The organism is Rudaea sp., assembly GCF_036560865.1.
In the GTDB taxonomy this organism is placed as follows: Bacteria; Pseudomonadota; Gammaproteobacteria; order Xanthomonadales; family Rhodanobacteraceae; genus Rudaea.
In genome coordinates this window covers 69,262-83,303 of the sequence record NZ_DATBQK010000003.1, presented here as the reverse complement: position 1 = coordinate 83,303, position 14,042 = coordinate 69,262, and the positions used below count along the sequence as shown (strand labels likewise).

At 61.4% G+C, this 14,042-nt stretch carries 12 protein-coding genes and 1 tRNA gene; 11 read left to right on the top strand and 2 right to left on the bottom strand.

The annotated features are described in order from the left end of the window. Positions 1-183: 183 nt before the first annotated feature. Positions 184-1,563: a porin gene (locus tag VIE67_RS00460; protein ID WP_332022251.1), complete on the bottom strand. Its 1,380-nt coding sequence runs from the start codon at positions 1,561-1,563 to the stop codon at positions 184-186. A 472-nt stretch (positions 1,564-2,035) separates the two neighbouring features. Between VIE67_RS00460 and VIE67_RS00455 the strand changes: the two genes are divergently transcribed. The 8 genes from VIE67_RS00455 (at position 2,036) to cysK (ending at position 9,069) form a co-directional block, all read left to right on the top strand. After that, positions 2,036-2,437 (top strand): hypothetical protein, encoded by a 402-nt coding sequence (locus tag VIE67_RS00455; RefSeq protein WP_332022250.1) that lies wholly within the window; start codon positions 2,036-2,038, stop codon positions 2,435-2,437. A gap of 1 nt (position 2,438) precedes the next feature. Beyond that, positions 2,439-3,293 (top strand): HvfB family MNIO-type RiPP peptide maturase, encoded by an 855-nt coding sequence (locus VIE67_RS00450; RefSeq protein ID WP_332022249.1) that lies wholly within the window; start codon positions 2,439-2,441, stop codon positions 3,291-3,293. After that, positions 3,277-4,050 (top strand): HvfC family RiPP maturation protein, encoded by a 774-nt coding sequence (locus VIE67_RS00445; protein ID WP_332022248.1) that lies wholly within the window; start codon positions 3,277-3,279, stop codon positions 4,048-4,050. The genes VIE67_RS00450 and VIE67_RS00445 overlap by 17 nt, the downstream gene beginning before the upstream one ends. A gap of 9 nt (positions 4,051-4,059) precedes the next feature. Beyond that, entirely contained in the window at positions 4,060-4,521 is a 462-nt protein-coding gene (locus VIE67_RS00440) for a hypothetical protein (protein WP_332022247.1), read from the top strand. Between the two features lie 52 nt (positions 4,522-4,573). Then, complete coding sequence (gene rnt, locus VIE67_RS00435) at positions 4,574-5,236, top strand: ribonuclease T (protein ID WP_332022246.1); 663 nt, start codon at positions 4,574-4,576, stop codon at positions 5,234-5,236. Positions 5,237-5,430: 194 nt separating this feature from the next. Beyond that, positions 5,431-5,712 carry an FmdB family zinc ribbon protein gene (locus tag VIE67_RS00430; protein WP_332022245.1) on the top strand — a complete coding sequence of 94 codons (282 nt, stop codon included), beginning with the start codon at positions 5,431-5,433 and terminating at the stop codon, positions 5,710-5,712. A gap of 101 nt (positions 5,713-5,813) precedes the next feature. Further along, positions 5,814-8,057 (top strand): prolyl oligopeptidase family serine peptidase, encoded by a 2,244-nt coding sequence (locus VIE67_RS00425; RefSeq protein WP_332022244.1) that lies wholly within the window; start codon positions 5,814-5,816, stop codon positions 8,055-8,057. 73 nt (positions 8,058-8,130) lie between these two features. After that, complete coding sequence (gene cysK, locus VIE67_RS00420) at positions 8,131-9,069, top strand: cysteine synthase A (protein WP_332022243.1); 939 nt, start codon at positions 8,131-8,133, stop codon at positions 9,067-9,069. A gap of 9 nt (positions 9,070-9,078) precedes the next feature. Here cysK and uvrB read toward each other — a convergent pair whose 3' ends face one another. After that, positions 9,079-11,115 carry an excinuclease ABC subunit UvrB gene (uvrB, locus tag VIE67_RS00415; RefSeq protein WP_332022277.1) on the bottom strand — a complete coding sequence of 679 codons (2,037 nt, stop codon included), beginning with the start codon at positions 11,113-11,115 and terminating at the stop codon, positions 9,079-9,081. A 414-nt stretch (positions 11,116-11,529) separates the two neighbouring features. Between uvrB and VIE67_RS00410 the strand changes: the two genes are divergently transcribed. From VIE67_RS00410 to gnd, 3 genes are all read left to right on the top strand, one after another. Beyond that, positions 11,530-12,708: an FAD-dependent oxidoreductase gene (locus VIE67_RS00410; RefSeq protein ID WP_332022242.1), complete on the top strand. Its 1,179-nt coding sequence runs from the start codon at positions 11,530-11,532 to the stop codon at positions 12,706-12,708. A 96-nt stretch (positions 12,709-12,804) separates the two neighbouring features. Then, positions 12,805-12,880 (top strand) — tRNA-Asn (locus tag VIE67_RS00405). 98 nt (positions 12,881-12,978) lie between these two features. Beyond that, positions 12,979-13,884, top strand: a complete 906-nt coding sequence (gnd, locus tag VIE67_RS00400) for a phosphogluconate dehydrogenase (NAD(+)-dependent, decarboxylating) (protein WP_332022241.1) — start codon at positions 12,979-12,981, stop codon at positions 13,882-13,884. Positions 13,885-14,042 lie beyond the last annotated feature (158 nt).

Sequence of the window (14,042 nt, the reverse complement as noted above, 5' to 3'; positions counted from 1 at the left end):
CGCCAGGAGGTTGCAATTTGATGTAAGAAATATTGAAGAAATATTGCATCGCTCTCGGGCACGCCTTGCCCGCAGGTACCATGTGCTCGAAATTTCGCACGTAGAGACCTGCACTGATCCATCCGCATCGCGGATACCCAAGGAAAAGGTCAGGATAGACCCGGCCCCTTTTACGAAGCTCGATCAGAACTGGAAGCGAACGCCGACCGTTGGATCGACATTGGACGTGAACAAGAATCCGTTCGAGAGGCCGTCCGACACCTTCGAATAGGCTGCGCCCGCATAGACATCGACACGCTTCGTCAGGCGATAGTCGAGGCGCAGCGAAAACACGTTCTCGTTGCCGCTGCAGTTTGCCGCGGCCTTGATCGAGCACTTGGTTGCGCCGTACGCATTCTGCTCGTAATGGTAGTAGGCGCCGGAAACGTCGAGCTTGGGTGTGATCAGATATTTCAGGCCGATCCACGACACTTCGAACACCTTAGGATGCGCAAACGCGGTGTTGTTGGTTGCGCTGATGTAGTAACCGCCGAGGCCGGAGAATCCGGCGGCGACGGGCAGCGATGGGTTTTCGAACTTGATGTGCTCGTAACCACCCGACACCTTGAACGGCCCCGCCGTATAGGCCGCGCTCAACGTGTAGGACGTGTTGTCCGAGATCGTCGCCGACAACGAATCTTGCGGCAGCGTCTTTATCTGCGTGGCGTTCAACGACGCGAGCGAAATCGAATCCTTCTTGTGCGCATAAACGCTGTCGATCGACAAACCTTGGTAGTCGATGCCGACATTGCCCTGCCACGCCTCGCCCGGGCTGCTGTCCGACTTGCCGAACTGATACAGCGCACCAACATGGAACAGTTCGTACTTGTAGAGATACTTCAGCGTATCGTCGAGCCGCGCGTTTTCGGTATTGCCACCGCCGCTCGCGATGCCCGAGTAGCCGATCAGCGAGAACGCGTAGGAGCTGTTCATCGGATCGAATTTGCCGATGTTGTCGAGCAGGAAGGTGCTGTTGCGTCCGACCGTCAGCGTACCCAGCTGCTTCGAGCTGAACCCCGCATAGGCGACGCCGTTGAACAGTTGGCCTGCGCGCGACGAATCCGAGCCGGATTTCTGGCTGGTCTGCGCCACGCCGTTGTTGTTGATCAGCGACGCCGGGCCGTCGGCGAGCTTGCCGGAGATCGGATTGAATCCCATCTCGGCGTTGAAGATGAAATCGAAGTCGGCGGCGACTTTTTCCTTGCCGCGCAGTCCGAGGCGCGATTGGCTGAGGCCGCCCGGCGTGATCGTCGTGATCGACCTGTTGCTCGCTTTCGAAATCAGAAACAACTCGCCCTGAGCCCAGTCCTGGCTGAGCGGCGCGCCGTGCTGCTCGTGCGACACGGCAACGTCTACGATGCCGTACAGGGTGATGCCGTTCCAAGTCAGCGCGGGATCATCGGCCGCAAATGAGGACAGCGAAACGCAGCCCAACGCCACCGCGGTCACGAGAGAGCGTAGCGGCAGGCTTGCCTTGTTCCCTTTGCAGCGAATGCGCTGAAGCGGGTGTGAAAACTTGATCATCTATTGATTCCTCGAGCGGACCTGGCCGCAAGCATGATTGGCCGTTATCGATATAGTCAAATAACTATATCGATAGTGCACCACAACTTGTTTCATTGCGAAATGCTGCACTGCACACAAAGCCGAATGAGCCCGGCAGACGAATTATTAATGTCCGCGGGACTAATCTCGTGTGAGTTTGCGGACTTGGGTCATGCCCGTGAGGCACGCCTTGGCGCACACCGCCAACGGCTCGTCGCATCGATGTAAGCTTTTTCACTCTATATCTGTCATATCCGCAACGCGTGTAATTGCGCGTGTTCCCGATGTACCGGTTTTGAATGCGGTACAGCGGTGAAGGCTTAGCCTCGGGGGAGGTGCCGCGTTCTACAGATGCTTTACGTCACTTCCATATGGCCGGATGAAAGAATGCCGCCCGGCGGCAATCCTGTGCGGGACCAAATCCCGCTTTTTCAACCACGGAGAAAATCTCATGTCGAACAAAATCGTCAAACCCCTCGCAATCGCCATCGGCAGCACTCTGATCGGCTCGCTCTCACTCGCCCAGATCGCCGCGGCGAATCCGTCGTTCCACATCGCCAGCCTCACCTCGGGCTATGCGCTCGCCGTTGCCGGCGAAGGCAAATGCGGCGAAGGCAGATGCTCGGTCGCCAAGATGGCCAAGCCCGGCGAAACCGCCGTGACCAAGGAAGAAGCCATGGCGCACGGTTTCAGCGAGAGCCAGTTCAAGGCCTGGGACAAGGACAGCGACGGCAAGCTCGAAGCAAACGAGTTGGCCGCGATGCATGCCATCGTCGACACACAGAAGAAAGGCAAGGAAGGTTCCTGCTCGGCCGACAAGAAGGGCAAGGAAGGCTCCTGCAGTAGCCACTAGGATGCAGCAGCGTCCCGCCTTGAACGGCGCCGGACTCGGCCTGCGGCGGGCCCTTCTGGGTCCGCTGCAGGATTCTCCGGATGCGGCGATCGATTTTTTCGAAGCCGCGCCGGAAAACTGGATCAATGTCGGCGGAAAATTCGGCAAGATCTTCCGTTCCTTCACCGAGCGCTATCCGTTCGTCTGTCATGGTTTGTCGCTATCGCTCGGCGGCCCCGCGGCGCTCGACGAAACCCTGCTGCGGAAGATTCGCCGCCTGCTCGACGAACATCAGATCCGCATCTACAGCGAACATCTGTCGTACTGCGCGGACGATGCGCATTTGTACGATCTGCTGCCGATTCCATTCACCGAGGAAGCCGTCGACTGGGTCGCAGCGCGCATTCGCCGCGCGCAGGATATTCTCGGCCGACGTATCGCGGTGGAGAACGTCTCCTACTACGCCGCGCCGGGTCAGCAGATGCGCGAGATCGACTTCACCAACGCGGTGCTGGCCGCGGCGGACTGCGAACTTCTGCTCGACGTGAACAATATCTACGTCAACAGCGTGAACCACCGCTACGACGCGAAAGCCTTCCTCGATGCGTTGCCGGCTGAACGTGTCGCCTACATCCATATCGCCGGCCACTACAACGAGGCGCCCGACCTGATCGTCGACAGCCACGCAGCCGCGGTGATCGATCCGGTCTGGGATCTGCTCGATCACGCCTATGCGCGCTGCGGCGTGCTGCCGACCCTGCTCGAACGCGATTTTCGTTTTCCGCCATTGGGCGAACTGGTCGGCGAACTCGACCATATCCGCGAGATCCAGGCGCGGCACGGTATCGGCGAAGAACGACATGCACGCCGCGCCTGAATCCAGCACGACGCAGCGGCTGCAATACGCCTTCACCGCACACCTGCGCGACCCGATGCATGCGCCCGCGCCTGACGGCATCGAAGACCGCCGCATGGGAATCTATCGCGACCTCGTGTTTGCGAATATCGAAAGCTTTATTTCTTCCAATTTTCCAGTTATTCGCAGTTTATACAATGATACGCAATGGGATGCGCTCGCTCGCGAGTTCCTGCGCGAGCATCGTTGCCATACGCCGTTGTTTCCCGAATTCGGCCGCGAGTTCCTGCGCTATCTGGAAGCGCGCCAGGAGCAGGGGCGCGGCGATCCGCCGTTCCTCGTCGAACTGGCGCACTACGAATGGGCGGAACTGGCGCTGTCGCTGGACGAATCCGACATCGCGTCCGTACCCCACGATCCGCACGGCGATCCCGTGAACGGCGTACCCGTGATTTCGCCTCTCGCCTGTGTGCTCGGCTATCGCTTCCCGGTACAACATATCCGTGCCGAATTCCGTCCCGACCAGGCACCCGCCGAACCGACCCTGTTGCTGCTGGTGCGTGGCCGCGACGATCAGGTGCGTTTCCACGAGATCAATGCGCTGAGCGCGATGCTGATCGAACGTCTGCAGGCGAATGCCGACCGCAGCGGGACACAATGCCTGGACGACGTGCTCGCCCAGTTCGACGCGGGTGTCGCGCACGACCTGCGCGCAGCCGGCGTTTCGATGCTGGTTGACTTGAAAGCACGCGAGGCGATACTTGGCACTCGCGTGTAGCGAGTTGCCATGTCCACACCTGAGCCAGAAGCTCCCGCACAAGTCGAACCGCTGCGCACAAACCTGCGCCGCAACGCCGTCGCCTTGATCAGTCTTACGGTCGCGCTGTTCAGCACGAGCTACAACACCTGGCGCAACCAGGCCACGGAAGCGCATCGCAATGTGCGCGAAGCCTCGTTCCGGCTGATCGAGGAAGCCGGCGGACTGGCGCAGGTGATGCAGCACCGCTACTACGGCGGCGACCACAGTCAGATGAACTGGATCGAAGGCTGGGGCAAGGCCACCCTGATCCGCGATATGGCGCCGCTCGTGTCACCGGCCGTGCAGAAGCGCGCCGATACCGTGTTCGCGACCTGGAAGGAGTGCGCGGGCGATCTCGAAACCGGCCAGGGCGATTCCGCGCAGCGCATCGAGAAGACCCTCGACGACTTGAATGGCGAGATCAGAAACGAATTGCTTGCGCTGCATTGAACAGTCGCACATCGACGTTGTGAGCGACGGCGGCGGCAGTTATGCTCAACGCATGGCCGCACCCGCACTCAGCAACGCGCACTCGATCAAATTCGCCGAACGTTTCCGCGGGTTTCTGCCCGTCGCCGTCGACGTCGAAACCGGCGGCTTCGACAACGAACGCGATGCGCTGCTGGAAATCGCCGCCGTGATCGTGCGCATGGATGAGGCGGGTCTGGTGCATCCCGATCCGGTCGTGTCCACGCATGTCGTACCGTTTCCCGGCGCGAATATCGACCCGCGCTCGCTCGAAATCACCGGTATCGATCCGACCCATCCGTTTCGCGGCGCCGTTGAGGAACGCGAAGCGCTCGAACTGATCTTCAAGCCGATCCGCAAGGCGCTGCGCGACGCCGAATGCCAGCGTGCCGTGCTGGTCGGCCACAACGCCTCGTTCGATCTGGGCTTCCTCAATGCCGCGATCCGCCGCACCGGATACAAGCGCAGCCCGTTTCACCTGTTCAGTTGTTTCGACACCGCAACGCTCGGCGGACTCGCCTACGGCCAGACGGTGCTGAGCCGCGCGGTGCAGGCAGCGGGTTTCGACTGGAACGAGAGCGAGGCGCACTCGGCGGTGTACGACGCCGAGCGCACGGCCCTGCTGTTCTGCGACATCGTCAACCGCTGGAAGACGATGAGCGATGCCTGGCAGGCGCAAACCGGCGCGGCTGCGTAGCGAGCCTCTGAATAAGCTACTGCGCTAGACATCTTGCGCGCCGGCGGTGCTCGGAATCCTCATTTACTTCTCCGTAAACTCCGGTTCCTGCGCTCCGGCGACGCACAAGCTGCCGTCGCTCGCTACGCTTATTCAGAGGCTCCATAGCTTTGGTTTTATCTTTTTTAAACGCCGCATCGAATAAGATTCGCTCCATGCCCATCTACGAATACGCCGCCGTTGCCCAAGGTTGCGCCTATTGCACAGCGCATTTCGATCTGCGGCAGAAGCTCGACGAAGCGGAATTGACCGCCTGCCCGCAATGCGGTGCGCCGGTGCAACGCGTGCTCAGCGCAGCGGGAGTCGCGATCGGCAATGCGCATGTGCTCAAGGAAAGCAACGTCGAGAAGAAAGGCTTCACCCAGTACCGCCGCGCCGGCAACGGCGTATACGAGAAAACCGCGGGCAAGGGACCGAAGTTCATCAGCGGCGATTGACGTTTAGGCGCAGCCGGCAATCATCTGTCATTCCGGCGGGGAATGACGAGCAAGAAATTACCTGATTCCCTCAGTACTCAATACAGCCTCCGGAGTTTGGAATGCGTCATCCTGCACTTCTTTCGCTCGCCTGTGCAGTCTTGATCGCCGCATCTGGGCTCATCGGACCGGCAGCTGCAGCGGACTCGACCAACACACTCACTTATCCCGTCGCAAAAAAGGGATCGCAGGTCGACAACTACCACGGCACCCAAGTCGCCGATCCCTATCGCTGGCTGGAGACGATCGATGCGCCGGATACACGCGCGTGGATCGAAGCCGAGAACAAGCTCTCGTCCGCGTATCTCGCACAGATCCCCGGTCGCGACCGGCTCAAGCAGCGCCTGACTGAACTGTGGAATTTCGAACGCTACAGCCCGCCGCAACTGCGCGGCGGCAAGTATTTCTACACGCGCAACGACGGGTTGCAGAATCAGGCCGTGCTCTACGTCGCCGATGCGCTCGACGCCACGCCGCGCGTGCTGCTCGATCCGAACGCGTTGTCCGCCGACGGCACCGTGGCCCTGAAGAGTTATTCGATCAGCGAGGATGGCAAATACCTGGCCTACGGCCTGTCCTCTGGCGGCTCGGACTGGGAAGAATGGCATGTGCTCGACGTCGACACCGGCAAGGCGACCGGCGACGTGCTCAAGTGGGTCAAGTTTTCGACCGCGAGCTGGCGTCGCGACGGCACCGGCTTCTTCTACAGCTGCTACGACGAACCCAAAGCAGAGGCGCTCAAGGCCGCGAACAAATTTCAGAAACTGTACTTTCATCGACTAGGCGACGATCAGGCGGACGATGAGCTGTTTCACGAGGACAAGGACCAGCCCGACTGGCGCTTCAACGGCGAGGTCAGCGACGACGGCCACTGGCTCGTGATCAGCGTGAACCGCAGCACCGAACCGAAGAATCTCGTGCTCTATCGCGATCTGGCCAAGCGCCACGAGGAGAAGCAGCCGAAGGCGCCGCGGATAACCACAGCGCAGGGGCCAGGACCGAAGGTCGGCGGCAAGCGTGCGCAGAAACAGCCCAGGAAGCACGTGCTGACGCCAGTCGAAACGCTGATCGGCGACTGGAACGCGAGTTACGAATTTCTCGGCAACTCCAAGAACGTGCTGTATTTCCTGACCGATCTCGACGCGCCACGCTATCGCATCGTGGCGATCGACCTCAATAATCCGGACAAGGCACACTGGAAAGAGATCGTCGCGGAAGGCAAGGACACCCTGCAAAGCGCGCGCATCGTCAATCACAAGATCGTCGCCACCTACATGAAGGATGCGCACAGCGAGGTGCGTCTGTTCGACGAAAAGGGTGCGGCGCTCGGCGAGATCGCCCTGCCCGGCATCGGCACGGCCTCGGGCTTCAGCGGACGCACGGACGATGCGGAGACTTTTTATACATTTTCCAGTTATACGACGCCGCCCAGCGTCTATCGCTATGACCTATCGCTGTTTCACGGCGGCGTGTTGCGTACGCCCAAGGTCGCCTTCGATCCGGCGCAGTACGAAACGCAGCAGATTTTCTACACCAGCCGCGATGGCACGCGCGTACCGATGTTTATCACCGCGAAGAAAGGCATGGCTCACAACGGCGCTAATTCAACGATTCTCTACGGCTACGGTGGCTTCAATATTCCCGTACAGCCCGCGTTTTCTCCTGCGGTCGCCACATGGCTCGATCTGGGCGGCGTCTACGCGGTGGCGAATCTGCGCGGCGGCGGCGAATACGGCCGCGATTGGCACGAGGCCGGAATCAAGACGCACAAGCAGAATGTGTTCGACGACTTTATCGGCGCAGCCGAGTGCTTGATCAAGGAGAAGGTTACTTCTGAGCAGAAGCTGGTGATTCGTGGCGGCTCCAACGGCGGTCTGCTCGTCGCCGCGGTCGAACTGCAGCGCCCCGACCTGTTCGCCGCGGCGATCCCGCAGGTCGGCGTGCTCGACATGCTGCGCTTCCGCGACTTCACGATCGGCAAGGCCTGGGAATCGGACTACGGTTCGGTCGACGATGCCGACGAATTCAAGGCGCTGTACGCCTATTCGCCACTGCACAACGTCAAGTCTGGCATCGACTATCCGGCGACCCTGATCCTGACCGGCGATCACGACGACCGCGTATTCCCGGCGCACAGCTTCAAGTTCGCCGCCACGCTGCAGGCCGCCGACCCGCACGGCAGACCCGCGCTGATCCGCATCGAAACCCGTGCCGGGCACGGTCAGGGCAAGCCAACCTCAATGCAGATCGACGAGATTACCGATGTTTATTTGTTTATTCTCAAGGCGCTCGGCCAGACATCCTGAACGGGACTATTATTGAAAGCCCAGCGACATCAACGCGAGACATCCCCGCGTCTCGCCTCAAGCGGAGCCAGCCATGATCTACAACAGCATTCTGGAAACCATCGGTCGCACGCCGATCGTGCGCATCAATCGTCTCGCACCCGCGGGCGTGGAAATGTACGTCAAGGTCGAGGCGTTCAATCCGATGTCCTCGGTGAAAGACCGCCTCGCGATCGGCATCATCCTCGACGCCGAAGCCCGCGGCGCGCTCAAGCCCGGCCAGACTGTGGTCGAGGCCACCTCGGGCAATACCGGCATCGCGCTCGCGATGGTGTGCGCGGTCAAGGGTTATCCGTTCGTCGCCTTCATGACGGAAACCTTCTCGGTCGAGCGGCGCAAACTCATGCGTGCATTCGGCGCGAAAGTGATCCTGACGGCCGCTGCGGAGCGTGGCGCCGGCATGGTCAAGCGCGCCAAGGAATACGCCGACAAGCATGGCGCCTTCCTCGCGCGGCAGTTCGAGAACGAGGCGAATCCCTCGTATCACCGCAACACCACCGGCCCGGAAATCGTGCAGGACTTTGCGGGCAAGCGCCTGGACTGGTTTGTCACCGGCTGGGGCACGGGCGGCACGCTGACCGGTGCCGGCGAAATCATCCGCCTCGCGCGGCCCGACGTGAAAATCGTGCTGACCGAACCGGCGACCGCCGCGCTCGTGTCCGGTCATGAGTGGAAGCCGCACAAGATCCAGGGCTGGACGCCCGACTTCGTTCCGGCTGTGCTCAACCGCAACGTGCCGCATCAGATCGTTCCGGTCGACGAGATGCTCGCGCGCGACACCGCGCGCGCGCTGGCGAAGAGCGAAGGCATTTTCTGCGGCATTTCCTCGGGCGGCACGTTCGCTGCAGCACTCGAAGTCGCCAAGCAGGCCAAGCCGGGCGATGTGATTCTGGCGATGCTGCCGGATACCGGCGAGCGCTATCTGACGACGATCCTGTTCGAAGGAATCAACGAAGGCACCGACGAGGAATAACCGCCGGCGTCAGCCGAGCAAGGCATGCGCCCGCACGCGCTGCAGCTCATCGCGCACGCGTGCGGCTTCCTCGAACTGCAGGTCCTGTGCATGTTTGTACATCTGCGCTTCGAGCTTCTTCAGCTTGGCCGCTAGTTGCGCAGGTGAGAGCAAGCTGTAGTCCACGGTGGGCTCGGCCACGCGGCGCAAACCGTTGGCGCCGCGCCCGCGCGCGCCCTGTGCGTCGGCATCCGCGTCGTCGCGCGCGCCTTCCATGATGTCCATGATCTTGCGTACGATCGAGGTCGGCGTGATGCCGTGTTCGAGGTTGTATTCGATCTGCTTCTGCCGGCGCCGATCGGTTTCGTCCATCGCGCGGCGCATCGAATCGGTCACGCGATCCGCGTAGAGAATCGCCTTGCCGCGCACGTTGCGCGCCACGCGGCCGATGGTCTGGATCAGCGATCCGGTCGAACGCAGGAAGCCTTCCTTGTCCGCATCCAGAATGCCGACCAGCGACACCTCGGGCATGTCCAGACCTTCGCGCAGCAGGTTGATGCCGACCAGCACATCGAACTTGCCCAGGCGCAGATCGCGCAGGATTTCCACGCGCTCGACCGTTTCGATATCCGAATGCAGATAGCGCACGCGCACGCCGTGCTCTTCGAGATAGTCGGTCAGGTTCTCCGACATGCGCTTGGTCAGCGTGGTGACCAGCACGCGGTCGCCCATCTTCACGCGTGCGTGAATTTCGCTGAGCAGATCGTCGACCTGGGTGCGCACCGGACGCACTTCGACCTCCGGATCGATGAGTCCGGTCGGCCGCACGACGAGTTCGACGATGCTGTTCTGCGAGTGCTCGATCTCGTAGCGCGACGGCGTCGCCGAGACGAAGATCGAGCGCGGCGCGCGCTGCTCCCACTCGTCGAATTTCAGCGGGCGGTTATCGAGCGCGGACGGCAGGCGGAAGCCGAATTCGACCAGGGTTTCCTTGCGCGAACGGTCGCCTTTGTACATCGCCCCGAGCTGCGGAATCGTCACGTGCGATTCGTCGACGACCAGCAGCGAATCCGGCGGCAGGTAGTCGAACAAGGTCGGCGGCGGCTCGCCCGGCTTGCGTCCGGTCAGATGGCGCGAATAGTTTTCGATGCCCTGGCAGTAGCCGATTTCCGCCATCATCTCGATATCGAACTGGGTGCGCTGTTGCAAACGCTGCGCCTCGACCAGTTTGTTCGCTTTGTATAATTGTTCCAGGCGTTCCTTGAGCTCAACCTTGATCGTCTCGACCGCATCGAGTACGGTGCGCCGCGTGGTTACGTAATGCGAGCTCGGATACACGACATAGCGCGGCACCTTGCGCAGAATCGCGCCGGTCAGCGGATCGAAGACCGCAAGATTCTCGATCTCGCCGTCGAACAATTCGATGCGCAGCGCATCGGTTTCGCTTTCGGCTGGGAACACGTCGATCACGTCGCCGCGCACGCGGAAGCTGCCGCGATGCAGTTCGTAATCGCCACGCTCGTATTGCAGTTCGGTCAGATGGCGAATCAGTTCGCGCTGGTCCACGCGCTCACCTCGCGCGAGAATCAAACGCATGGACAAATAATCTTCCGGGTCCCCAAGACCATAAATCGCCGACACCGTCGCCACGATCAGCGCATCGGGCCGCGACAGCAGCGCTTTGGTCGCCGCCAGGCGCATCTGCTCGATATGTTCGTTGATGCTGGAATCTTTTTCGATGAACGTGTCGCTGGCGACCACGTAGGCTTCGGGCTGGTAGTAGTCGTAGTAACTGACGAAATACTCCACCGCATTGTGCGGAAAGAATTCCTTGAACTCGCCGTAGAGCTGCGCGGCCAGTGTCTTGTTCGGCGCGAGCACCAGCGTCGGCTTCTGCACCGCCTGCACCACGTTGGCGATCGTGAAAGTCTTGCCCGAGCCGGTCACACCGAGCAGGGTCTGGTGCGCGAGGCCCGCATCGAAACCCTCGATGAGCCGACGAATCGCATCGGGCTGATCGCCAGCGGGCTGGAACGGTGACACCAACTCGAATCGATCGGCGGCCATCTTGCTCATGTGCTGGGTGCGCGAATAACTTGCAAGTATAACGCGACGCGCTGGTCCGACCTGTGTGCGTCACGCTCTGCCACATGGCATATCGGCATTACTTGTACGGCCTATTTCATGTCTTTTTGCCGATCTCGACGTAGGCCGCGCAACGCGGTCGCTTGCATCGATGAAACCGCTTACTCAGAAGTCAGTAAACAGCACGACCTAGATCGCTGTTTCCCCTCTCCCCTTGCGGGAGAGGGTGGCGCGTAGCGCCGGGAGAGGGGAAGGCGCAGCAGGCGCCTGCTGCGCAGGCGTCACCCTCTCCCCAACCCCCCATCAAGGGGGGAGGGGCTCATTCCCACATCAGCAAACCGCACCGCATCGATCCGCCTGTTCCCTTACTTCCTGACCAGCCTGTAAATTACGCCGATGAATCGCAGACTCTTCCTTCGCCAAGGCGGCATGCTCGGCGCTTCGCTGCTCGCTGCCTCGCCGCTCGCGCTGCTTTCCGGCTGCGCGACCACTCCATCAACCCGTTCGCTGCGTCGAGACTACATCGCGCCCGATACGTCCTTTGTTGGCAGCGCCTGCGGCTTGCCGCCGGTTCGCGTATCTGCAGATCGCGAAATTCGCACGGTGGTCGGCCTGCGGCCGTATCGACCATCCGGCTTCGTCGTGCGCGCGGAAAAGCTCGGCGAAACGCTGGTCGTACACAACTACGGGCACGGCGGCGCGGGCATCACGCTGTCGTGGGGTACCGCCAAGCTCGCGGTCGATATCGGTGCGCCGGGACACAGTGGACGCGTCGCGGTGCTCGGCTGCGGCGCGGTCGGTCTGGCAACTGCACGCTTGCTGCAGGAGGCGGGCTTTGCGGTGATCATTTACGCGAAAAACCTGCCGCCGGAAACCACGTCCAATATCGCCGGCGGCCAGTGGTTCCCGGCCTTCCTCTCGGATCCGGCCAAACGCACCGACGCATTCAACCGGCAACTGCTCGCCGCCGCCGACTACGCCTATCGCCGCTACCAACTCATGGTCGGGCCGCGCTTCGGCGTACGCTGGATGCGCAACTATTTCCTGCGCAACAGCGAATTCGCGGAGACCGGCTACATCGGCGAGCAAAGCGTGCTGCGTTCGATGATGCCCGAGTACCGCGACCTTGCGCCTGACGAACACCCGTTCAGCGGCTACAAGTACGTGCGCCAGTTCGACACGATGATCATCGAACCGCCGGTTTATCTCAGCGCCATGCTCGACGAGTTCCACATCGCCGGCGGCGCGATCGTCGTGCGCGAAATCGCCGACCGCGCGCAGATCGAGGCGCTACCCGAGAAACTCGTGTTCAACTGCACCGGCCTCGGCGCCAAGGCCTTGTTCGACGACGAGGAACTAACCCCGGTCAAAGGACAACTGACCATTCTGCTGCCGCAGCCGGAAGTGCAATACGCCGTTTGTCCCGGCGATCTGTACATGTTCCCGCGCTCCGACGGCATCGTCCTAGGCGGAACCCACGAAGAAGGCGTGTGGTCGCTCGAACCCGATCTGGTCCGCAAGCAGCAGATTCTGTCTGCGCACCAGGCGTTTTTTGGGTCGTTTAGAAGCTGTTGAGGGCCGGACCAGCGCGTTGAAAACACGACAGAAACCCACAGTCGCACTTGACGCGCCCGCCATTGTCCCAGAAAATAGGCGGCTCGCTTATGCGATTCCCCGATAGCTCAGTCGGTAGAGCAAGTGACTGTTAATCACTGGGTCGGCGGTTCGAGTCCGTCTCGGGGAGCCACTTCCGAAAGGCCGCATGGATTCCATCCTGCGGCCTTTTTGTCTTTTCGTCTACATATCTAGCTGGCGACACCCCTTTCCGGAACTCGGAGCGTAACGATGGAACTTGGCATGATCGGCCTCGGCCGCATGGGCGCGAACATGGCGCAGCGTCTGGTTCGCGGTGGGCATCGCGTGGTCGGTTTCGATTTCAGCGCGGACAGCCGAGTGCTAGCAGGGAAAAACGGCATCGAGCCGGTTGCCGCGTTGGCGGAAGCCGTCGCCGCGCTGAAGGCACCGCGCGTGCTGTGGCTGATGGTGCCGGCGGGCGCGCCGGTCGACTCCACGATCGAAAATCTGCTGCCGCTGCTCAGTGCGTGCGACACGCTGATCGACGGCGGCAATTCACTCTACAAGGACACGTTGCGGCGCGCGAAACTGCTTGCCGAACACAAAATCCACTACGTCGATTGCGGCACCAGCGGCGGCGTCTGGGGTCTGCAGGAAGGCTATAGCCTGATGATCGGCGGCGACGAGCAAGCCGTGCAGCGCCTACAACCGATCTTCGCCACGCTGGCGCCTGCGGCGGATCGCGGCTGGGGTCGCGTCGGGCCGGTCGGCTCGGGGCACTTCACCAAGATGATCCACAACGGCATCGAATACGGTTTGATGCAGGCCTACGCCGAAGGGTTTTCGATACTGCAGCATAAGCAGGAATTCGCGCTGGATCTGGCGCAGATCGCGCAGATCTGGCGGCACGGCAGCGTGGTGCGCTCCTGGCTGCTCGATCTGACCGCCGATGCGCTGGGAAAAAATCCGACGATGCACGGCATCGCGCCGTTCGTCGCCGATTCCGGCGAAGGCCGCTGGACACTATCGGAGGCGATCGAGCTCGGCGTCTCCACGCCGGTGATCGCGCAGTCCCTGCTCGAACGCCTGCGCTCGCGCGACAAGGATTCGTTCGCCGACAAACTGCTCGCGGCGATGCGCAATCAGTTTGGCGGGCATGAGGTCAAGAAGGAGTAAGCGTACTGTGCAATGCATTTCTGCCTCGCCCTCGCGGGGCTCAAAGCGCGCCCTTCCGGCTGCCGCCACCTTCCCCCGCAAGCGGAGGAAGGATTCACATTGCGATGTTTCGATTTTTCCCTTCCCCTGCGCAGCGGGGGAAGGTGCCGAAGGCGGAA